The sequence below is a fragment of the Agrobacterium sp. 22094 genome, from assembly GCF_052046015.1.
GTDB classification, from domain to species: Bacteria; Pseudomonadota; Alphaproteobacteria; order Rhizobiales; family Rhizobiaceae; genus Agrobacterium; species Agrobacterium cavarae.
This window is the reverse complement of sequence record NZ_JBQEPX010000001.1, coordinates 1,320,018-1,340,550: the sequence shown is the minus strand read 5'-3', so window position 1 is coordinate 1,340,550 and position 20,533 is coordinate 1,320,018. Positions and strand designations below refer to the sequence as shown.

Below are 20,533 nucleotides of genomic sequence, written 5' to 3'. Positions count from 1 at the left end.
TTCAGGTGCGTCTTCGCGCACCACCATTTTTACTGCAGTGAATGAACAAGCTTGCCCGCAACATATGTACTGACCGCGCGACCGCTGAAACGTGCATCCTCGAATGGTGTGTTCTTCGAGCGCGATACCAGCTTCTTTTCAGAAACCAGCCATGGCTCATCGAGATCGATCAGGGTGATATCGGCCTTGGCGCCGGGCTTCAGCGTTCCGGCATCCAGTCCGAAGATTTGCGCCGGTCGCGTCGACAGCGCGTCGATCAGGCGCATCAGCGGCACCTGATCGCTGTGATACAGCCGAAGCGCTGCGGCCAACATGGTCTCCAGGCCGATCGCGCCGCTTGCCGCATCGGAGAAGGGCAGGCGCTTGGTGTCGACATCCTGCGGATCATGCGACGAGACGATGATATCGATCGTCCCTTGCTTCAATGCTTCGACCATAGCGACGCGATCGTCTTCCGACCGCAGCGGTGGCGAGAGTTTGAAGAAGGTGCGGTATTCGCCGATGTCGTTTTCGTTGAGCGTCAAATGATTGATCGAAATGCCGCAGGTGGCCTTCACGCCGCGTGCTCTCGCAAGCTTGATGGCCTCTGCCGATTCCGGCACGGAAATCTTGGCGGCATGGTAGTTGGCGCGCGTCAGTGCCGTGATGCGCAGGTCGCGTTCGAGCGGAATGATCTCGGCTTCCTTGGGGATACCGGGAAGGCCAAGCCAGCTTGCCAGCAGCCCCTCATTCATATCGCCATTGCCGATATATTTGTCGCGCGTCTCAAGCGAGATGACGGCCCCGAGCTCACGCGCATAGGTCATGGCGCGGCGGAGCACCAGCGTATCGGACAGCGCCTTGCGGCCATTGGTAAAGGCAACCGCACCGGCTTCCTTCAGCATGCCGAACTCGGTCATCTCCTCGCCCAGCAGACCCTTTGTCAGAGCCGCCGCCGGATGCACGTTGACGACGGCCTTGTCTCGCGCAGTCTTCTTCACATACTCGACCAGCGCAATGTCATCGATGACCGGATCCATATCCGGCATCATGATGAAGCTGGTCACGCCGCCTGCGGCTGCCGCACGCGAGGCGGACTCGATTGTTTCGCGGTGCTCTGCGCCGGGCTCTCCGACAAAGACGCGCGCATCCACAAGGCCTGGAACGGCGACCAGCCCCTTCGCATCGCGCACCGTCGCGCCGTCCGGCGTGCCTTGGTTCTGCGCATCCTTGCCAGCCGCGAGGATCGTTCCATCAGCGCCGATGATGATCGTTCCGGTCTCGTCGAGATTGCGCGACGGGTCGATGATACGCACATTGTTGAGGACGGTCGCGGCACTCATACGCGCTCTCCCATGTTCTGAGAAAGGAGAAGGGTTTCCATCACCGCCATGCGCACGGCGACGCCCATCTCCACCTGGGCTTCGATGACGCTCTGCGGTCCATCGGCCACTTCCGAGGAAATTTCCACGCCGCGGTTCATCGGACCGGGATGCATGACGAGTGCATCTTCCTTGGCGGCTTTGAGCTTTTCCGCATCGAGGCCGTAATAATGGAAATACTCGCGCACCGACGGCACGAAGGATCCCGCCATGCGCTCACGCTGCAGGCGCAGCATCATCACCACATCGGCGCCCTTCAGGCCTTCCTTCATGTCGTGGAAGACTTCGACGCTCATGTCGGCGATGCCGGAGGGCAGCAGCGTCGGCGGAGCAACGACACGCACCCGCGCGCCCATCTGGTTCAGGAGGATGATGTTGGAGCGGGCAACGCGCGAATGCAGCACGTCACCGCAAATGGCTACCGTGATACCAGAGATACTGCCCTTCGCGCGGCGGATCGTCAGCGCATCGAGGAGCGCTTGCGTCGGATGCTCATGCTGGCCGTCGCCGGCATTGACAACCGAGCAGGCAACCTTCTGCGCCAGAAGCGCTGCCGCACCGGCGGATGAATGGCGCACGATCAAAACGTCAGGGCGCATGGCATTCAATGTCATTGCGGTGTCGATCAGCGTTTCGCCCTTCTTCACCGAAGAGTTACCGACCGACATGTTCATCACGTCCGCGCCCAGTCGTTTGCCGGCCAGTTCGAAGGAGGATTGCGTGCGGGTCGAGGCTTCGAAGAACAGGTTGATCTGTGTCAGACCGCGAAGCGTCGACGTCTTCTTTTCACGCTGGCGGCTGATCTTCACGGCCTCGTCAGCCTTGTCGAGAAGAAGCGTGATATCCTGATGGGAAAGCCCCTTGATACCAAGAAGATGGCGGTGGGGAAAATAGACCATGGAACTGTCCTCCGGGCCGGAATAGTCAGTCGCGGTCTATAAAGACAGGTGGCTTTGTCGGCAAGCATGGGATAAGCCGGGAACGAGCCTATATAGGCATTTAATTGCGAATCCCGATAAAAGTACACGATGACAGATATGAACCGGACTGAAGAACAGCTTGCCGAACTGAACCAGCCGAGCCTCTGGTCCGGGATCAATGCCTACCGGTCCGATCCGCTCATCGTCGATCTGACCTCCAATCTCTCGCGTCCGCTTCGCGACGAGCTGGACCAGATCGGGCGCTATGTCACCTCTGCCGAAGCCCAGGAACTGGCGCGTATGGCAAACCGCAGCACGCCGCAGCTTCACACCCATGGCCCGCGCGGAGAGCGTCTGGATCAGGTGGAGTTTCACCCCGCCTGGCATGCTCTGATGCGCCGCTCAATGTCGTCCGGCCTGCACAGTGCCGCTTGGGAAAATTCCGCTGATACGCGCGGCAGCGAACATAAAGCCCGCGCGACGAAATTCTATCTGACGGCGCAGCTCGAAGCAGGCCATCTGTGCCCGCTCACCATGACCCATGCCTCGGTTGCAGCGTTGATGGCTTCGCCGCGCGTTCAGAACGAATGGGCGCCGAAAATCCTCTCGCGCAAATATGATTCCTCGCAAAAGCCCGCCATGCAGAAGACGGCCGTCACCATCGGCATGGGCATGACCGAGAAGCAGGGCGGCACGGATGTGCGCGCCAACCGCACCACTGCCGAGCGCGTGGGTGAGGGCATCTATCGGCTCTCCGGCCACAAGTGGTTCCTTTCGGCGCCCATGAGCGACGGCTTCGTCATGCTGGCGCAGATGGGCGATGGCATGGGCTGTTTCCTCGTACCGCGCTTTCTGGAAGACGGCTCGGCCAACGGCCTGCATTTCCAGCGGCTGAAAGACAAGCTCGGCAACCGTTCCAATGCGTCGGCCGAAGTCGAATTCAGCGATGCCTTCGGTTATCTGCTAGGTGACCCCGGTGCCGGCATTCGGACCATTCTCGACATGGTGACATTGACGCGGCTCGACTGCGCGCTGGCGTCGTCTGGCATGATGCGCGCCTCGCTCGCGGAAGCGGTTCATTTCGCCCGCGGTCGTTCAGTCTTCGGCAAGCCGCTCGTCAATCAGCCGGTGATGACGCGCGTGCTGGCGGACATGGCGCTGGATGTCGCTGCTTCAACCGCCTTGTCCTTCCGCCTGGCAACAGCCTTCGACAGCGCCCGCAGCAACCCGGCGGAAGCGGCTTACGCACGCGTGATGACGCCGATCGTCAAATACTGGTGCTGCAAGATTGCGCCGGCCCTGATCTACGAAGCGATGGAAAGCCTTGGCGGCAACGGCTACGTCGAAGAGCGCCCGATTGCGCGTCACTATCGCGAAGCCCCGGTCAACGCCATCTGGGAAGGCTCGGGCAACGTCATGGCGCTCGATGTGCTGCGCGTGCTGCAGCGTGGTAAGGATCTGTTCGATCTCGTCTTCGAAACGCTGGAACGCGACCTCGGCCCATCCGGCAAGAAGACCACCGATGTGCTGCGCGCCGCGATTGCTCTTTGTGAGCGTGACGAGGGCGCTGCCCGTCTGCTGGTGGAGCAGTTTGCTCTCGCCGCCGCCGCTGCCGAACTCTGCCGCATCGGGGCAGGGCGCATCGCCGATGCCTTCCTTGAAACCCGCCTGGCGGGCGGCTGGCGCCACACCTACGGCATGCTCGATAGCCGCTTCGATCCCACCTACATCATCGATCTGCTTTATCCGCCGGTGTCGTAATGCTGACTTTTCGCAGAGCCGTTCCACAGGACGAGGAGGCGCTTTACGCCATCTGCCTTGCAACGGGCGATGCTGGCAAGGACGCCTCGCATCGCTACGCCGACGAAAAGCTCGTCGGTAATATCTATGCGGTTCCCTATCTCCATCTTTGTCCAGATAGCGCTTTTGTTGCCGAAGACGGAGAAGGCATCTGCGGCTACATCGTCGGCGCCACCGATACCGCAGCTTACCAAGAACGGCTGGAACAGGCTTGGTGGCCGAAGCTGCGCGAGCTTTATCCGCTCGTGGAAGACGAGGCCAAAGCTCTGCCCGAAGAACACCGCAAGCGCGTTGCCTTCATTCACCAGCCGTCGCCCATGCCCGCTGCAGTGCTTCAGAATTACCCCGCCCATATCCATATGAACCTCCTCTCTCGCGCTCGCGGTACCGGCGGCGGTTCTCGGCTGTTGTCGATGTGGGTGGAGACGGCGCGCAGCAAAGGGATTCCGGGCATCCATCTCGGTGCCAATCCTGAAAACCATAATGGTATCGCTTTCTGGCAATCGCGTGGCTTCTCGCCGCTTGCCGGGATGCCTGCCGGCACCGCATGGTTCGGCATGTCTTTGGGTGCCTGAGCCCAAAAGAAAGCCGTCTTTTCCACCATCCACAGGAAAGCCAGGGTTGCTAGGCTTCGTCTCGATTGTCGCGTTGTTAACTCTTTGCTAACTGCGCATTATACGTCACCAATCGGAGATTCGGAAAAGCCATGCTCGCCATTGATGGCACTGCCGCCCTCATGTCGCCCGCGCCGGAAAAGCGCATCAAGGATCGCGCTGCGACGGAGAAGGCGATCTTTGCTGCGGCGAAGTCGCTCTTGGCGGAGGAGGGCTTCCAGGGTTTCGGCATCAATGCCGTGGCGCGTCGCGCCGGTTGCGACAAGCAGCTGATCTATCGTTACTTCGGCGGTCTCGAAGGCCTGGTTTCAGCAATCGGCGAGGATCTTGGCTCCTGGGTGCAGGACCGTATTCCGGAAGATACAGGCGGCATGTTCCTTCTGACCTATGGCGACCTGATGGAGCGGCTTATGCTCTCCTATCTCGATGCGCTTCGCGCCGATCCGTTGGTCTGCAAGATCATTGCCTGGGAACTCTCCGAACAAACGGAGCAGGTCAAGCAACTGGCTGACGCGCGCTCGAAGGCGCTGGTCAAATGGATCGACCGCATGCGTGGATCCTTGCAGCCGCCGAAAGGCGCCGACCCTGTGGTGCTCAATGCTCTCCTCTTCGCCTCCATCCAGCATCTGGTGATTGCCGGCGCAACCAATGGCCAGTTCTCAGGCGTGTCGCTGAAGAGTGACAAGGATTGGGACAAGATCGCCGTCGCGGTCAAGCGCATCGTTCGCGCCCTTTACGGCTGATCCGGCCCGCACTTAATCGCTCCACTGTTGATCGAACAGACGCCGTTGGCTGTGCCGATGGCGGCAATACCGCTGCACTTTGTCCACAGCCTGCGTCCCGCGTTAACCATAAATGCAGGTTTCGTTTGCTCCGCGTTAACCGTGAGTTCATGGTGTTAACGATTTGTTAACTACGAATTAAGAGCTGGATGAGAAGGAAGCGCTGTGAGCCGCTGGATACCTTTGAGCGTCATGATGACGTTTTTCGCCCTGCTACCACTTGATCTGAATGCGCCGACGCTGAACCTGTGCATCATGGGGTTACTGCGCTGGGCTGTCATCGCAGCGCTGCCTGACGAGCAGACGGCTGGAGCGGCTCTGGCAGGGGAGCGGATGGCATGAAGTGGTTTCTGATTTTGTGGGCGGGTCCCGTCCTACTGCTCGGCAGCTGGTACTTCCTGTCCTACTACGACATGAGCTTCGGCTTTTTCATGCTGACGCGGCAGGCGCATGATCTGGTCTTCCAGATCTATGGCAATGTGCTCGGCATTCCTCCCGAGACGATTCCGCCGCTTGTGGCGCGCGCAATCGCGGTGGACAGCCTGCTCGTTTTCGCGATCATCGGATTTCGCAAGCGCAAGGCAATTGCCGCATGGTGGCGTGCGCGTCAGCCTTCTATGGACGCATCTCTCGCCAGCATCGAAAGCCGATCCAAGGCACCCTGAAGAATGAAACTTGCGGCGGCGGAATCGATGCGTTCGGCGCGTTTTGCCCGCGAGACATCCATTTCCAGAAGTGCTCTTTCGGCCGCGACTGTGGAAAGCCTCTCATCCCAGAAGACGAAGGGGATATCGGTCTTCTCGCTCATGGAGCGAACGAAGGCGCGAGTCGCCTGAACGCGCGGACCGGCAGAGCCATCCATGTTCATCGGCAGACCGATGACGAAGGCGGCGACCTTTTCCTTCGCGGCAAAATCCAGAAGCAGCGCTGCATCCTGGGTAAACTTGATCCGCTTCAGCACCGGGCGAGGGGTGGCAAATCGTCGTGACAGGTCCGACATCGCAAGACCGATCGTCTTGGTGCCGAGATCAAGACCGGCTATCGCCTGTCCTGGCCCCAGGGTCTCAGCCAGTTCCTCTATCGTCAGCGTCGCCATGCGGTGACCCTTTTTATCTCTTGCGGACAAATTCCGTGCGCAGCACCAAACCCTTGACCGCATCGCTTTTGCAATCGATCTCTTCTGGATTGTCGGTCAGACGGATCGACTTGATCACGGTTCCCTGCTTCAGCGTGGTGCTCGTACCCTTGACCTTCAAGTCCTTGATCAGCGTGACGGAATCACCATCTGCAAGCAGGTTGCCTGCGGCATCGCGAACCTCAGTGGCCTTGGCGGCCGCGGCTGCGACTTCCGAGGCAGGGCGCCAGTCGCCGGTCGCTTCGTCATACACATAGTCGTCATTATCTGCGGCCATCTTATCACTCCAAAGTAAGGTTTTGGGTTTTATGGGTCGTCCTATCTCATAAGATGGCAGGAACACAAAGGAGAACTTCGATGAAAATCACCTGGCTAGGCCATTCCGCTTTCCGTCTTGAAACAGGCCACGCAAAGATCCTGATCGATCCGTTTTTCACCGGAAATCCAGGCTTTGCCGGACAGGACGCCAAGGATGCGGCTAGCGGCATCACCCATATTCTCCTGACCCACGGCCACGGCGATCATGTGGGTGATACCGTGAAGCTGGCGGCAGAAACGGGGGCAACAGTGCTCGCCAATGCCGATCTTGCCGCCTGGCTCGGCTCCAAGGGTGTCCAAAAGCTTGAGATGGGTAATACCGGCGGTACGGTGGGCTTCGACGGCTTTTCCGTCACCTTCACCAATGCGCTGCACTCCTCCGCGCAGATCACCGAGGACGGTGTGTCGCACGCACTCGGCAATGCCAATGGCCTGATGCTGCATTTCGAAGACGGCCCGTCGGTCTATCACATGGGCGACACGGATATTTTCTCCGACATGGGGCTGATCAACGAGTTGCACGAGCCGGATGTCGGCCTCGTTCCCATCGGCGATCGCTTCACCATGGGTGGCGCTGTAGCTGCACTTGCCTGCCAGCGCTTCTTCAAGTTCCGCCACGCCATTCCCTGCCACTACGGCTCATTCCCGATCGTCGACCAGACGGCGGACAAGTTCGTCTCGGGTATGGATGGTTCGCAGACACGGGTGGACGTACCGAAGGTTGGTCAAGTCCTGACATTCTGATGACCCGGCATCGGCGTGTCTTGGCCCAAAACTGCGCCGCAGAGGGCCGCGACACGCTTTCTACCGTTGCGAAGGACGGGCATGGTCATTATAGCGGGTAGAAAATTCTTGACCGGAGTAGAACCATGTCCGTCGATCTTGCCACCGTGAAGCGCGTCGCGCGCCTGTCCCGCATTGCCGTTAGCGAAGACGAAGCCAACACCATGCTTGGCCAGTTGAACGGCATTCTCGGCTTCGTGGAGCAACTGTCGGAAGTGAATGTGGATGGCGTCGAGCCCATGACCTCGGTGACGCCGGTTGCGATGAAGAAGCGCGCCGACGTGGTGACGGATGGCGACAAAGCCGATGACATCGTTGCAAATGCGCCGGCCACCGACCGCAATTTCTTCATGGTGCCGAAAGTGGTCGAGTAAGCGCTGCCCGCTTGCTCCCACGTTGAAAATTCAAAAGTTTCGAAAGCTGTTGCCGATATGACCGAACTGACCAGCCTCACCATTGCCGAAGTGCGTGACAGACTGAAGGCCAAGGAATTTTCCGCCGTCGAACTGACGGATGCCTATCTGAATGCCATCGATGCCGCCAACGATAAGCTCAATACCTATGTCGTGACGACGCATGACAAGGCGCGCGAGATGGCCAAGGCATCGGATGAGAGGCTTGGCGCTGGAAACGGTGGCGCGCTGGAGGGTATTCCGCTTGGCGTGAAGGATCTGTTCGCCACCCGCGACATTCACACCCAGGCCTGCTCGCATGTGCTGGATGGCTTCAAGCCCAGATATGAATCCACCGTGACCCAGAACCTGTGGGATGCCGGCGCTGTGCTTCTCGGCAAACTCAACATGGACGAATTCGCAATGGGCTCGTCGAATGAGAGCTCCTATTACGGCCCCGTCGTAAACCCCTGGCGCGCGCAGGGTTCTGACAAGAGCCTCGTTCCTGGCGGTTCTTCCGGCGGTTCGGCCGCAGCCGTCGCCGCGCATCTCTGCGCCGGTGCAACGGCAACCGACACCGGCGGCTCCATCCGCCAGCCCGCGGCCTTCACCGGCACCGTCGGCATCAAGCCGACCTACGGCCGCTGCTCGCGCTGGGGCATCGTGGCTTACGCGTCCTCGCTCGATCAGGCCGGCCCGATTGCTCGCGATGTGCGCGATGCTGCGATCCTGCTCAAGTCCATGGCAAGCGTCGATGCAAAGGATACGACGTCGGTCGATCTGCCGGTGCCGGATTATGAGAAGGCCATCGGCCAGTCTCTTAAGGGTCTCAAGATCGGCATTCCGAAGGAGTACCGCGTAGATGGCATGCCGGAAGAAATCGAAAAGCTTTGGGCACAGGGCGTTGCCTGGCTGAAGGACGCCGGTGCCGAGGTCGTGGATATTTCGCTGCCGCATACCAAATACGCGCTGCCGGCCTATTACATCGTGGCACCCGCCGAGGCGTCATCCAACCTTGCTCGCTATGACGGCGTCCGCTACGGCCTTCGCGTCGATGGCAAGGATATTGCCGACATGTACGAGAAGAGCCGTGCTGCCGGTTTTGGCTCGGAAGTCAAGCGCCGTATCATGGTCGGCACCTATGTTCTGTCTGCTGGCTATTACGACGCCTATTACCTCAAGGCGCAGAAGGTCCGCACGCTGATCAAGCGCGACTTCGAAAACGTCTTCCACGAAGGCGTCGACGCTGTTCTCGCTCCGATCACGCCATCCTCGGCCTTCGAGATCGGCGACAAGGAACTCGCCTCCGATCCCGTGAAGATGTACCTGCAGGATGTTTTCACCATCACCGTCAATATGGCGGGACTGCCTGGTCTTTCGGTTCCGGCCGGCCTTGACGGCAAGGGCCTGCCTCTCGGCCTTCAGTTGATCGGCAAGCCTTTCGAGGAAGAAACGCTGTTCAAGACGGCGCATGCCATCGAGCAGGCAGCGGGCAAGTTCACGCCCGCCAAGTGGTGGTAAGCGGCCTCATCATTCGAGCCATGACAGAGGCCGATCGCGATGCGATCGGCCTCATCGGTTTTCGCGCTTGGCAATCGAGCAGCGCATTTGAAGATACCTATCTCGATCCCGTTGTAATCGAACGGGTGCGCGGCGAGTTTGAAGTCTTTGCCAAGGAGACCAACTGCGATCTCGTGGTTGCAGAGATCGACGGCACGATCGTCGGCTGGGGCGCGCGCGCTGGAGAGCCAGACTATATATCCGATATCTGGATTGACCCTGAGCACCAAGGCAGAGGCATTGGTCGTTCCTTGATTGAGCATTTTCTGGAAGAGATGCGCAGCGCAGATATTTCGACCGCAAAAATCGCCACGCATGCCAGGAACGTCAATGCCATCCGCGCCTACGAACGTTGTGGTTTTGCCATCGTCTGGCAGGGCACTCAGTGGTCGGAGAGCATGAAGGTGGAGCTTCAGAAGGTGCGGCTAGAAAAACCTCTTTAAGAGCCGCCTTCTTCTCCAGTGATCCTCTGCTATGCTGCGGGGCAGATCATCACGGGAGGCAATGATGTCATCTGAAACAGCAAGGCATGAACTCGTTTTGATGCGCGAAATCGACGCGCCGCGGGAGAAGATTTTTCGCGCCTGGACCGATCCGGAGCTTTTGAAACAATGGTTCTGTCCAAAGCCCTGGGGCGTGTCTCACGCTGAACTTGACGTTCGCACAGGAGGCTCAAGCGTCATCGTCATGACCGGACCAAACGGCGAGGTGGTCGACAACCGTGGCGTTTATCTGGAAGTCGTGCCGAATGAGAAGATCGTCTTTACCGACGCTTTCAAGACCGCCTGGATACCGTCCGAAAAGCCGTTCATGACCGGCATTGTCCTTCTTGAACCGCTGGGCGATGGCAAGACCAAGTACACAGCCATGGCACGCCACTGGACGGAAGAAGACAAGAAGACGCATGAGGCCATGGGCTTTCATGAAGGCTGGGGCGCTGCCACAGATCAACTCGCAGCACTCGTTGCGACTATCTAGCATGAGGCCTCCGAAGCCACGTTGCTTGTCGTCCAGCGCATGACGACGCGAGGCTTTGATAGGAGCGGCGGGTGTCTGACCGCCGCTCCGGGTTCTCTCAGCGATTGTCGAGTTCGCCTCTCACCAGTTCCAGCCCACGCGTGGTAATGCGATAAGGCTGGCTTCTGGAGGAGGAGATTGCTCTTTTGCTCTTCAGTTTGCGGAAGGTGATGAGGTCAAGCCCGCTGAAAACCCAGCCGTCGCGCGTGTAAAGCACGACTTTCTCGATCTTGTGGTTCTCGTCTCGTGTCAGTTCAATTTTGCCACCCTGCGCGAGCAGGTGGAGGATGCGCTGTTCTGCGCGTGAAATGTCCATTGTTGGAATCCGGCTTGCGTCCATATGGACGCGTGAAAACAAACCCGGGTGCCACTGGCATCCGGCTCGGTTTCAACATGGCCCGGCACGCAAGAGACTTGCGGGCAGGGCCTTTACCGGGACTCCGATTGAGAGAACATCAAAACTCCAAAGTTGGTCGTTCCTGATTAAGAGCTTGCTGCCTTTCAGTCAAGCATCGGCCAAATCCACCCGGTCATTTCCGATACGCCTGGAAGAATCGCTGGGCCGATGCTTTATCTCGTCGGGTCATAGGGACCAGAACGTGATCGTCATTCGCAACGCAAATGAACAGGATGCGCCCCATCTTTCGGCCCTCGGCCTGCAGGCATGGCGGGTCGCAAGCTCTGCGCTGGGGCTGACGGCTGTCCTGGAAACGAACGCGGCAGAAGCCTTTGCAGGTTTCACGCAATCCTTCTGGCATCGCATCCTCGTTGTCGAAAGACACGGCATGCCCGCAGGATGGGCGGCGCGCGAAAACTCCGACGATATGATCTCGGACTTCTGGATCGATCCGCGCCTTCATCGGCAAGGCCTGGGCGGCGAGCTTCTCAGTGCGGTCGAGGAGCAGGTGCTCGCGGCTGGTTTCTACTCGATCAGGCTTGAAAGCCACGCCAGCAACGAGCGGGCGCTCTCCTTCTTTCGCAAGCATGGCTACAATGTCAGTTGGCTGTCGATGAAATACGCGCGAAAGCTCGACCGCGAAGTCCAGACCATCGGCCTGCGCAAAGGACTGAAAGAGTTCGACACGACGACCTATGGCCCTTCTTTCTAAAGCGTGTCGCGATCTTTCAGATTCGCTCATACGCTCTATGTCGTTGTCGCAAAATCGCCTTTCTGCTCGGACCGCGCTTTGGCCCTTGAGCACTCTATAGGGTTTGTTTTGCCGGCTGCAGGCAACATGAGGGTCAGCACCTACTTGACCTCACCGCGTACATTCCGTCGAGAACGCTTCCTCTTTGTGTTCCATACATAAAGCCGAGCATTTGGTTCTCGCTTGTGAATGACGACTAGCATCTGCGCTCTAATATCGCTGCGAAAGCGTGAGGCATTCCTGGCTCCCCACACACCGACAAAGCGTTCCCCAGTCTGGTCATTCTTGAAAATCACCGATCCTCCAAAGGCCGACGACAGACCATCCTCACCGAGGTCTCCGCCGGCACCATACACGGAGGCAACATGCTCTTGCGGCGCCACGCTGACGACTGTGTCGCCTGAGGAAGCGAATCTGGCACTTCTAAAAACATAAATGGGGCACGGTGTGGTTATCATGGACCCAGCATATCGCGAGGAGCAGCGGCTGCAAACTCGCCACCAATTTCCGGCCCGGAGTTTCGCTGATGGAGATGGTTACACTGTTCCGGCAAATAACGCCCACACGAACACCGTTGCGAGCTGAAGAAAAACGATAGCCAAAAGCAGTCCGCGAAACGGCTGCTTGCGTGTCTTGTGGCGCAACATATGTTGCGCTGTCACCGCGCCGAGACTTCCGCCCATGAGAGCGAAGAGGAGCAACGTCCTTTCGCGAATGCGTCTGTCGCCTTGCGTGGCGGCCCGCTTGTCCCACCAGAAGAGAAAGAAGGTTATGATATTGAGAACGGTATAGAGGCCGAGAGCCGCGGGGATGAATGTCATGATGGGCTCTATAATCCAAATCCCGCTCGCTTGGCATTCCGGATCGCGAAAAAGGTAGGCCTTTGTCCGTAAGCGCCTTAGAAGTCTTGCACCTCCGGACCATTTGCTCTACCTCACCACGGATAGAAATTCCGTATCTTATGAGCTTGATATGACCCTTGTAGACGTTCGCACACCCGACCCGAAGCGTTTTATCCCCGGCGCCACTGGCGACTGGGAAATCGTCATCGGCATGGAGGTCCACGCGCAGGTTCTGTCCAATTCGAAGCTCTTCTCCGGCGCTTCCACGACCTTCGGCAATGCGCCCAATTCCAACGTGTCGCTCGTCGATGCGGCCATGCCTGGCATGCTGCCGGTCATCAACGAAGAATGCGTGGCGCAGGCGGTTCGTACCGGGCTTGGTCTCAAGGCCAAGATCAACAACCGTTCCATCTTCGACCGCAAGAACTATTTCTATCCCGACCTGCCGCAGGGCTATCAGATCTCGCAGTTCAAGGATCCGATCGTGGGCGAGGGCACCATCACGATTTCGCTTGGTCCGGACCGTCAGGGCAATTTCGAGGACATCGAGATCGGCATCGAACGTCTGCATCTCGAGCAGGACGCCGGCAAGTCCATGCACGACCAGCATCCGACCATGTCCTTCGTCGACCTGAACCGCTCCGGCGTCGCGTTGATGGAAATCGTTTCCAAGCCGGACATGCGCTCGTCCGATGAGGCAAAGGCCTATCTGACCAAGCTGCGCTCCATCGTTCGCTATCTCGGCACCTGCGACGGCAACATGGACGAAGGCTCCATGCGCGCCGACGTCAACGTCTCGGTACGTCGCCCAGGCGAGGGTTTTGGCACGCGTTGCGAGATCAAGAACGTCAACTCCATCCGCTTCGTCGGCCAGGCCATCGAATATGAAGCACGCCGCCAGATCGCTATCCTAGAAGATGGCGGCGTCATCGACCAGGAAACCCGTCTCTTCGATCCTGGCAAGGGCGAGACGCGCTCCATGCGCTCCAAGGAAGATGCGCATGATTATCGCTACTTCCCCGATCCCGACCTGCTGCCACTGGAATTCGACGACGCCTTCGTGGAAAGCCTGAAGGTCGGTCTGCCGGAACTGCCCGACGACAAGAAGGCCCGTTTTGTTTCGGAGCTTGGCCTGTCTGTCTACGATGCCTCTATCCTCGTATCGGAAAAGGCGATCGCCGATTATTACGAGGCCGTGGCTGCCGGACGCGATCCGAAGGCGGCTGCCAACTGGGTTATCAACGATCTGCTCGGCGCGCTGAACAAGTCCAGCAAGTCCATCGAGGAAACGCCTGTTTCGCCCGACCAGCTCGGCGGCATCATTGATCTCATCAAGGCGGGCACGATCTCCGGCAAGATTGCCAAGGATCTGTTCGAGATCGTCTGGAATGAGGGCGGCAACCCGGCAGAGATCGTCGAAAGCCGCGGCATGAAGCAGGTGACCGACACCGGCGCCATCGAAAAGGCCGTCGACGAAATCATCGCTGCGAATCCGGACCAAGTGGAAAAGGTCAAGGCAAAGCCCACACTTGCCGGCTGGTTCGTCGGCCAGGTGATGAAGGCGACAGGCGGCAAGGCAAATCCACAGGCCGTGCAGGAGTTGGTGAAAGCCAAGCTCGGTATCGAGGAATAAGTCGCTTTCGGGCTTTTTGCAGAAGAGGCCCGCGACCCTTTGCCTCGTCACCGTCCTGTGAATCCGAAGTGACGACAAGAGACTACAAGCAATGCCGGGATCCCTCCCGGCGTTTCTGTTTTGATGGGAGTAATGATGGTGTTCTTCATTCGCACCGCAAGCGAGCGCGATATCGAGCCTGTCCGGTCTTTGCTGACGAAGACCTGGCACGCGACCTATGATCCAATCTATGGCGCAGACAAGGTCAACGAGATGATCGCTCAGTGGCATACGCCAAAGGCCTTGAAGGAGCGCGTCGAGAAAAAGGGTGGCGAGTTTCTGGTTGCCGATGATGGCAAGCGCATCGGCGGCATGGCCTATGCTCTCATGTCGACCAGCATGGCGAAAACAGCACTTCTTTATCAGCTCTATGTCGATCCTCAGTTCCAGCGTCAGGGGGTGGGGCGTGATCTCTTTGCCGAACTGGAAACCTGCTTTCCCGACGCGGAAATCATGCGCCTTGAGGTTGAGCCTAAAAATACTGTCGCAATTGCCTTCTATGAAGGCGTCGGCTTCTCCGAGGTGGATCGAATCGAGCGCATGGCAGGCGTCGAGGGGATGCCTGGAATCGTGATGGAAAAGAGTTTGAGGCGGTAAGAGAATGGATGGTCTGATCATTCGCGAAGCACGCGAAGGGGATGTCGCGGCAATCGCTGCGATGTTCGCCGCCGATGATGTGGGCGGGCATGGCGACACCACCGACGAAGTAGCGATGCCAGATTATCTTGCGGCCTTCAGGGCGATTGCCATGTCGACCCTCGAAACGCTTTACGTCGCTGAGTTCGACGGCCAAGTGATCGGCACCTTCCAGACGGTGATTCTCACCAAGCTTGCTGGCCGTGGCGCGGTCTGGATGGTGGTGGAAGGGGTGCAGACCAGAGAGGATATGCGCGGTCGCGGCATTGGCGCGACGATGATCCGATACTGCATCGCTGAGGCTGAGAAACGTGGTCTCTCGGGCGTGCAACTGACCTCCAATATGGCGCGGATCGATGCCCATCGCTTTTATGAGAAGCTAGGCTTCGAGAAGCGTCATTTCGGCTTCAGGCTGAAGCTGAAATAATCGTCGCAACGTTGGAAAAGCTGGACAATCGTTGGTGACAACGTCATAAGCTTCTGGCTGTGCGAATGCGAAAGCGACGCATGTGAAAAGCCCGAGGAACGGATAATGAAGACTCTTCTGCTGCAAATCTTCACATGGTGGAACGGCCAGACAATCGGAACGCGCTTCCATACCTGGCGCTTCGGCAAGAAGGTGGGGCAGGACGAGTTCGGCAACACCTATTACGAAGGTGGCACCACCTCCTGGGGCATGCCGCGCCGTTGGGTGATTTACAAGGGCTATGCCGAAGCGTCGGCAATTCCGCCCGGCTGGCACGGCTGGATGCATTACCGCACCGACACGCCGCCGAGCAAAGAAAGCTATGTCGCACGCGACTGGCAGAAGCAGCACCAGCCAAACCTGACCGGTTCCGCCCAGGCTTACCGTCCTCAGGGTTCGATCGCTGTTCCAGGCGAGCGCCCACGCGTCACCGGCGACTACGACGCCTGGACGCCAGGCGGCTGATCAACTTCACCCGAGGCTCCGTGTGCATCGGGGCGAAAAAGGGCGGCCGTTTCATCATGGCCGCCACCCGCTTTTGCCACATTCGATCATTAGGCGTGATGGGCGCTTCGAAAAGCGGGGCAGTTTTCTGGAGATGGTTTGATATGAGAACATTCACGCGAGATGTATCTTTGCGTGCACTGGTGGTTTCGCTTCTGGCGCTTCTTCCGGCAGTGGGTCTCGTGTCTCCAGCTTCCGCCGCCCGCCTCGAAAACAAGGTCGCCGTCTTCTCCGGGATCGACAAGATCACCGGCCGCATTACCTCTTTCGACGTCTACATCAACGAAACAGTGCAGTTCGGTGCGCTGCAGGTCACGCCAAAGGTCTGCTATTCGCGTGACGACACCGAAGCTCAGAAGATCGATTCCTTCGTCGAAGTGGATGAAATCACCCTCGACCGCAAGATTCGCCGCATCTTCACCGGCTGGATGTTCGCCGACAGCCCTGGCCTCAACGCCGTCGAGCACCCGATCTACGACGTCTGGCTCACCGGCTGCAAGCAGGACTCCGACGTTCCGCCGCCATCCACAGCCAGTAAGTAAAAGAGCCTGATTCGGCGCAGACGAGCGTTTCTATGCGTTGCCGACGTTGGGCTTGATGCATGTGTGGTCTGACCTGGACTGCTGGTTTGCGGCGAGTTGAACCGCAATGATCCCGCATGCAAGCGAATCTCTTTATCGCGAAATCAGAATTCCAAATCCGCCTGGTTCACAGCCAGATCCAGCATCTTTGCATACTCGTCCTTGGGAACGTCGATCGCGCCAAAGGTCTTCAGGTGTTCGGTGGTAAACTGCGTATCCAGCAGCATGAAGCCTTGCGTGCACAGTCGCTCCACCAGGTGGACGAGGCAGATTTTCGAGGCATTGGTGCGGCGGGAGAACATGCTCTCGCCGAAGAAGGCAGCGCCCAGCGACACGCCGTAAAGACCGCCGACCAGTTCATCACCCTCCCACGCCTCCACGCTATGCGCGTGGCCGATCTCATGCAACTCGGTATAGAGCTTGCGGATCGTCTCGTTGATCCAGGTGTTTGGGCGATCCGGTGCCTCAGCGGCGCATCCGGCCATGACGGCGCTGAAGGCCGTATCGAAGCGAATATCGAAAGGCTTTTTTCGAATGGCTTTTGCGAGACTTTTTGAGACGTGAAAATCGTTCAGCGGGATGATGCCCCGCAGGTCCGGCTCGACCCAGAATAGCTCGGGATCATCAGCCGCCTCGGCCATCGGGAAGAGGCCGATTGAATAGGCGCGCAGCAGCATATCGACAGTAATATCGCTATCCCTGCTGCGCCGCCCCATTCCCTAGTGCGCGTCGCCGGCCAGATATTTTTCCAGCCAGTGAATGTCGTAATTGCCGTTCAGAATGTCTTCGTTCTGAAGCAGATCCTGGAACAGCGGAAGCGTGGTCTTGATGCCATCGACGACGAACTCGTCGAGTGCACGGCGCAGGCGGCGAATGCACTCGTCACGGTCTCGACCGTGGACGATGAGCTTGCCGATCATGCTGTCGTAGTAAGGTGGGATCTTGTAGCCCTGATAGGCACCCGAATCCACACGAACGCCGAGACCGCCGGGCGTGTGGAAATAGGTCAGCGTTCCGGGAGAGGGGACGAAAGTCCGCGGGTCTTCGGCATTGATACGGCATTCGATGGCGTGGCCATGGAATTCGATATCGGCCTGCGTAACGGAAAGGCCCTGGCCGGAAGCAACGCGAATCTGCTCCTGCACGAGGTCCATGCCCGTGATCGCTTCCGTGACCGGATGCTCCACCTGAAGACGGGTGTTCATTTCGATGAAATAGAACTCGCCGTTTTCGTAGAGGAATTCGATGGTGCCGGCACCGCGATATTTGAGCTTGCGCATGGCGCTGGCACAAATCTCGCCGATCTCCATGCGCTGTTCCACGGTGAGAGCAGGGGAGTTGGCCTCTTCCAGCACCTTCTGGTGACGACGCTGCAGCGAGCAGTCGCGTTCGCCAAGGTGGATTGCCTTTCCTTCGCCATCGCCGAACACCTGCACCTCGATATGGCGCGGCTTGCCGAGATACTTTTCCATGTAAACAGCGTCGTTGCCGAAAGCGGCAAGCGCTTCGGAACGAGCGGTCGAGACGGCCTCGTCGAGATCGGCTTCGGTCTTGGCAACCTTCATGCCGCGACCGCCACCACCTGCTGTGGCCTTGATCAGAACGGGGAAGCCGATCGAACGCGCGATTTCCATCGCGTTTTCAGGCTTTACCTCGCCATCGGAGCCTGGAACGACCGGGATGCCGAGTTCCTGAGCGGTCTGCTTGGCGGTGATCTTGTCGCCCATGATGCGGATGTGCTCGGCGGTCGGCCCGATGAAGGTGATGCCGTGCGCGTCGAGGATATCGGCAAACTTGGCGTTTTCCGAAAGGAAGCCGTAGCCAGGGTGAACCGCGTCCGCACCGGTGATTTCGCAGGCCGCAACGATCTGATGAATGTTGAGGTAGCTGTCACGCGATGGCGGCGGGCCTATGCACACGCTCTCATCGGCGAGGCGCACATGCATGGCATCCGCGTCAGCCGTGGAATGAACGGCAACCGTCGGGATACCGAGTTCCTTGGCGGCACGAAGCACGCGAAGGGCGATTTCGCCGCGGTTGGCAATGAGGATCTTGGAAACCATGTGAGCTGCCCTTATTCGATGACCACGAGGGCTTCACCATACTCCACGGGCTGCGCGTCATTGACAATGATTTCCGTGACCTTGCCGGATTTCGGAGCCGGAATCTGGTTCATGGTCTTCATGGCTTCAACGATGAGAATGGTCTGGCCTTCCTTGACGGTGGCGCCGACTTCAACAAAGGCGCGTGCGCCTGGTGCCGGCGACAGGTAAACAGTGCCGACCATCGGGGAGGTGACGGTGTTTGCAGGGTTGCGTGCCGGAGCAGCCGGTGCAGCGGCGGCGGCAGGTGCTGCTGCGGGGGCCGCAGGCGCTGCGGCAGGTGCAGGGGCATACTGGGGAGCCGCGGCATAGACGGTTGCAGGCGGTGCGGAGCGCGACACGCGGATGCGCAGATCGTCCTGCTCGACTTCGATCTCGGAAAGATCGGTGTCGTTGAGGATGTTCGCGAGGTCGCGGATCAGTTCCTTGTCGATACCGTTTTTCTTTTCAGACATGACAAACCCTATTCTGATTGTTTCTTTTTATGCCGTGATGTTCTTCAAGGCGTTGAGCGCCATGATGTAGCCGTAAGGCCCGAAGCCGCAGACCATGCCTTTTGCAGCGGGCGCTATCATCGATTTGTGGCGGAATTCTTCGCGGGCGTGGATGTTGGAGATGTGAACTTCCACGACGGGAACGGAAATGGCGCGGATGGCATCATGCAGAGCAATCGATGTATGGCCATAGGCACCGGGATTGATGACGATACCGGCGGCGCGTTCGCCCGCCTCATGCAACAGATCTACAAGAACGCCTTCATGATTGGACTGATGGCACTCGACAGAAAAGCCAAGCCCTTCACCAGCCACCACGCAGTCGTTCTCGATATCCTTCAGCGTCTTGCCGCCGTAAATGCCCGGCTCCCGTTTTCCCAGCATATTGAGATTGGGGCCGTTCAGGACGAAGATCGTGTTGCTCATTCGCGGTTCCGTCAAAAATCAGCGCCACCTATAGACTGCGCGACCGTCAAGGAAAAGCCCCCGGAGCCTCGAAAGAGGGCCGGAGGCAGCGTAAGTCGAAGTTATTCAGCGGCTTTTGGGCTTTCTACCCGGCTGAAGCGCGTCTCTTATGAGCAGCTTGCCTTGCCGCAATTGCGCATATTGGCGATCTTTTCCTTCAACGGTTCGGCGCCGACCGCACCAAAGACCGCCTCGTTGCCGATCACGTAGGAAGGCGTACCGGAGATCCCGAGATTGCTGGCAAGCGTATAGGCTTCCTGGACCTGCGCATCATTCGGGTTGTCCGCCATGGATTTGCGGATGTCGGCTTCCTTGAGCCCGAGCGATGTCGCCACCTCCATTGCCTTGGCCTCATTGGCGCGTCCGCGGCTGCCGAGCAGCGTGCGCTGGAACTCAGGATATTTCTTTGGCGCAAGCAGTTTCACCGCATTGGACACCTTGTGCGCCTCGACCGATTCCGGTCCGAGGATCGGGAACTCTTTCAGCACCACACGGACGTTCTTGTCCTCCTTGAGGATCTTGTCCATGTCGGCCATGGCGCGCTTGCAGTAGCCGCAATTGTAGTCGAAGAACTCGACCAGCGTCACATCGCCGTCAGGATTGCCGATTGCGAGATCGTATTTGGAGCCGAAGATCGCTTTGGTGTTGTCGGCGACAGCTTCGGCTGCTTTGGTGTTGCGGGCCGCATATTGCTTCTTTTCCAGAGCATCCTGGACCTCAAGCATGATTTCAGGATTCTCGACCAGATATTCCTTGATGAAAGCGCCGATCTCCTTCTTCTGGTCGGCATCAAGCGCGTGAGCAGGGAGGCTTGCGCCAAGGGTGGCAAGGGCCGTGACACAGGCAAGCGTTGCTGATCGGATGGAAAGTGCCATTGCGGTCCTCACTGGGTTCGGTCGTGGTTCATGGTGCAGCCAATTACCGTAATTTAAAGGAATTGC

General features: G+C 58.6%; 27 protein-coding genes. 16 read left to right on the top strand and 11 right to left on the bottom strand.

Translation table 11 applies throughout. The features are described from left to right. Window positions 1–29 precede the first annotated feature (29 nt). Window positions 30–1,322 carry a dihydroorotase gene (locus ACTJK5_RS06430; RefSeq protein ID WP_440612032.1) on the bottom strand — a complete coding sequence of 431 codons (1,293 nt, stop codon included), beginning with the start codon at window positions 1,320–1,322 and terminating at the stop codon, window positions 30–32. After that, window positions 1,319–2,260: an aspartate carbamoyltransferase catalytic subunit gene (locus ACTJK5_RS06425; RefSeq protein ID WP_062425511.1), complete on the bottom strand. Its 942-nt coding sequence runs from the start codon at window positions 2,258–2,260 to the stop codon at window positions 1,319–1,321. Before ACTJK5_RS06425 ends, ACTJK5_RS06430 begins: the two co-directional genes overlap by 4 nt. A gap of 129 nt (window positions 2,261–2,389) precedes the next feature. On the opposite strand from ACTJK5_RS06425, the gene ACTJK5_RS06420 reads away from it, so the two are divergent. From ACTJK5_RS06420 to ACTJK5_RS06400, 5 genes are all read left to right on the top strand, one after another. Further along, window positions 2,390–4,042 carry an acyl-CoA dehydrogenase family protein gene (locus ACTJK5_RS06420; RefSeq protein ID WP_440612031.1) on the top strand — a complete coding sequence of 551 codons (1,653 nt, stop codon included), beginning with the start codon at window positions 2,390–2,392 and terminating at the stop codon, window positions 4,040–4,042. Further along, window positions 4,042–4,656 carry a GNAT family N-acetyltransferase gene (locus ACTJK5_RS06415; protein WP_440612030.1) on the top strand — a complete coding sequence of 205 codons (615 nt, stop codon included), beginning with the start codon at window positions 4,042–4,044 and terminating at the stop codon, window positions 4,654–4,656. Before ACTJK5_RS06420 ends, ACTJK5_RS06415 begins: the two co-directional genes overlap by 1 nt. Before the next feature lie 131 nt (window positions 4,657–4,787). Continuing rightward, window positions 4,788–5,438 carry a TetR/AcrR family transcriptional regulator gene (locus ACTJK5_RS06410; RefSeq protein ID WP_162743437.1) on the top strand — a complete coding sequence of 217 codons (651 nt, stop codon included), beginning with the start codon at window positions 4,788–4,790 and terminating at the stop codon, window positions 5,436–5,438. 231 nt (window positions 5,439–5,669) lie between these two features. Then, on the top strand, window positions 5,670–5,819 hold the full coding sequence (locus tag ACTJK5_RS06405; RefSeq protein ID WP_440612029.1) for a hypothetical protein: 150 nt from the start codon (window positions 5,670–5,672) through the stop codon (window positions 5,817–5,819). After that, a complete protein-coding gene (locus tag ACTJK5_RS06400) occupies window positions 5,816–6,142 on the top strand; it encodes a DUF6105 family protein (RefSeq protein WP_113274198.1) in 327 nt (108 codons plus the stop codon). The genes ACTJK5_RS06405 and ACTJK5_RS06400 overlap by 4 nt, the downstream gene beginning before the upstream one ends. Here ACTJK5_RS06400 and ruvX read toward each other — a convergent pair. Continuing rightward, window positions 6,085–6,573 carry a Holliday junction resolvase RuvX gene (gene ruvX, locus ACTJK5_RS06395; protein WP_440612028.1) on the bottom strand — a complete coding sequence of 163 codons (489 nt, stop codon included), beginning with the start codon at window positions 6,571–6,573 and terminating at the stop codon, window positions 6,085–6,087. The two genes, ACTJK5_RS06400 and ruvX, sit on opposite strands and share 58 nt — an antisense overlap. Window positions 6,574–6,586: 13 nt before the next feature. After that, window positions 6,587–6,889, bottom strand: coding sequence for a zinc ribbon domain-containing protein YjdM (locus ACTJK5_RS06390; protein WP_440612027.1), 303 nt, complete (start codon window positions 6,887–6,889; stop codon window positions 6,587–6,589). 80 nt (window positions 6,890–6,969) lie between these two features. Here ACTJK5_RS06390 and ACTJK5_RS06385 point away from each other — a divergent pair, with 80 nt between their 5' ends. From ACTJK5_RS06385 to ACTJK5_RS06365, 5 genes are all read left to right on the top strand, one after another. Then, on the top strand, window positions 6,970–7,674 hold the full coding sequence (locus tag ACTJK5_RS06385; RefSeq protein WP_113179499.1) for a metal-dependent hydrolase: 705 nt from the start codon (window positions 6,970–6,972) through the stop codon (window positions 7,672–7,674). 125 nt (window positions 7,675–7,799) lie between these two features. Continuing rightward, window positions 7,800–8,087, top strand: coding sequence for an Asp-tRNA(Asn)/Glu-tRNA(Gln) amidotransferase subunit GatC (gene gatC, locus ACTJK5_RS06380; protein ID WP_062425503.1), 288 nt, complete (start codon window positions 7,800–7,802; stop codon window positions 8,085–8,087). Window positions 8,088–8,144: 57 nt separating this feature from the next. Continuing rightward, a complete protein-coding gene (gatA, locus tag ACTJK5_RS06375; RefSeq protein ID WP_440612026.1) occupies window positions 8,145–9,626 on the top strand; it encodes an Asp-tRNA(Asn)/Glu-tRNA(Gln) amidotransferase subunit GatA in 1,482 nt (493 codons plus the stop codon). Continuing rightward, the gene (locus ACTJK5_RS06370; RefSeq protein WP_440612025.1) at window positions 9,617–10,108 is read left to right on the top strand and encodes an N-acetyltransferase family protein; all 492 of its coding nucleotides are present in this window, start codon (window positions 9,617–9,619) and stop codon (window positions 10,106–10,108) included. The genes gatA and ACTJK5_RS06370 overlap by 10 nt, the downstream gene beginning before the upstream one ends. 64 nt (window positions 10,109–10,172) lie before the next feature. After that, window positions 10,173–10,643 (top strand): SRPBCC family protein, encoded by a 471-nt coding sequence (locus ACTJK5_RS06365; RefSeq protein ID WP_062425500.1) that lies wholly within the window; start codon window positions 10,173–10,175, stop codon window positions 10,641–10,643. A 97-nt stretch (window positions 10,644–10,740) separates the two neighbouring features. On the opposite strand, the gene ACTJK5_RS06360 is transcribed toward ACTJK5_RS06365, so the two are convergent. After that, window positions 10,741–10,998 carry a YjhX family toxin gene (locus tag ACTJK5_RS06360; protein ID WP_062425499.1) on the bottom strand — a complete coding sequence of 86 codons (258 nt, stop codon included), beginning with the start codon at window positions 10,996–10,998 and terminating at the stop codon, window positions 10,741–10,743. A gap of 283 nt (window positions 10,999–11,281) precedes the next feature. Between ACTJK5_RS06360 and ACTJK5_RS06355 the strand changes: the two genes are divergently transcribed. Then, entirely contained in the window at window positions 11,282–11,791 is a 510-nt protein-coding gene (locus ACTJK5_RS06355; RefSeq protein ID WP_440612024.1) for an N-acetyltransferase family protein, read from the top strand. A gap of 575 nt (window positions 11,792–12,366) precedes the next feature. On the opposite strand, the gene ACTJK5_RS06350 is transcribed toward ACTJK5_RS06355, so the two are convergent. Next, window positions 12,367–12,651, bottom strand: coding sequence for a DUF1294 domain-containing protein (locus tag ACTJK5_RS06350; protein WP_113260715.1), 285 nt, complete (start codon window positions 12,649–12,651; stop codon window positions 12,367–12,369). A 151-nt stretch (window positions 12,652–12,802) separates the two neighbouring features. On the opposite strand from ACTJK5_RS06350, the gene gatB reads away from it, so the two are divergent. From gatB to ACTJK5_RS06325, 5 genes are all read left to right on the top strand, one after another. Continuing rightward, entirely contained in the window at window positions 12,803–14,305 is a 1,503-nt protein-coding gene (gatB, locus tag ACTJK5_RS06345; protein WP_062437727.1) for an Asp-tRNA(Asn)/Glu-tRNA(Gln) amidotransferase subunit GatB, read from the top strand. A 138-nt stretch (window positions 14,306–14,443) separates the two neighbouring features. Next, window positions 14,444–14,941, top strand: a complete 498-nt coding sequence (locus ACTJK5_RS06340; protein ID WP_113260829.1) for a GNAT family N-acetyltransferase — start codon at window positions 14,444–14,446, stop codon at window positions 14,939–14,941. A 4-nt stretch (window positions 14,942–14,945) separates the two neighbouring features. Then, window positions 14,946–15,407: a GNAT family N-acetyltransferase gene (locus ACTJK5_RS06335; RefSeq protein WP_113260713.1), complete on the top strand. Its 462-nt coding sequence runs from the start codon at window positions 14,946–14,948 to the stop codon at window positions 15,405–15,407. A gap of 105 nt (window positions 15,408–15,512) precedes the next feature. Further along, entirely contained in the window at window positions 15,513–15,911 is a 399-nt protein-coding gene (locus tag ACTJK5_RS06330; protein ID WP_062425496.1) for an NADH:ubiquinone oxidoreductase subunit NDUFA12, read from the top strand. A gap of 143 nt (window positions 15,912–16,054) precedes the next feature. After that, complete coding sequence (locus ACTJK5_RS06325) at window positions 16,055–16,492, top strand: DUF2155 domain-containing protein (RefSeq protein WP_113260712.1); 438 nt, start codon at window positions 16,055–16,057, stop codon at window positions 16,490–16,492. Between the two features lie 143 nt (window positions 16,493–16,635). On the opposite strand, the gene aat is transcribed toward ACTJK5_RS06325, so the two are convergent. The 5 genes from aat to ACTJK5_RS06300 all read right to left on the bottom strand — a co-directional run bounded on the left by aat (window position 16,636) and on the right by ACTJK5_RS06300 (window position 20,467). Beyond that, window positions 16,636–17,247, bottom strand: a complete 612-nt coding sequence (gene aat / locus ACTJK5_RS06320; RefSeq protein WP_113260711.1) for a leucyl/phenylalanyl-tRNA--protein transferase — start codon at window positions 17,245–17,247, stop codon at window positions 16,636–16,638. 3 nt (window positions 17,248–17,250) lie between these two features. Continuing rightward, complete coding sequence (accC, locus tag ACTJK5_RS06315; protein ID WP_062425493.1) at window positions 17,251–18,594, bottom strand: acetyl-CoA carboxylase biotin carboxylase subunit; 1,344 nt, start codon at window positions 18,592–18,594, stop codon at window positions 17,251–17,253. 11 nt (window positions 18,595–18,605) lie between these two features. Further along, window positions 18,606–19,088, bottom strand: coding sequence for an acetyl-CoA carboxylase biotin carboxyl carrier protein (gene accB, locus ACTJK5_RS06310; RefSeq protein WP_062425492.1), 483 nt, complete (start codon window positions 19,086–19,088; stop codon window positions 18,606–18,608). 27 nt (window positions 19,089–19,115) lie between these two features. Further along, a complete protein-coding gene (gene aroQ / locus ACTJK5_RS06305; RefSeq protein WP_113260710.1) occupies window positions 19,116–19,553 on the bottom strand; it encodes a type II 3-dehydroquinate dehydratase in 438 nt (145 codons plus the stop codon). Between the two features lie 146 nt (window positions 19,554–19,699). Further along, complete coding sequence (locus tag ACTJK5_RS06300) at window positions 19,700–20,467, bottom strand: DsbA family protein (protein ID WP_113179505.1); 768 nt, start codon at window positions 20,465–20,467, stop codon at window positions 19,700–19,702. Window positions 20,468–20,533: the final 66 nt, after the last annotated feature.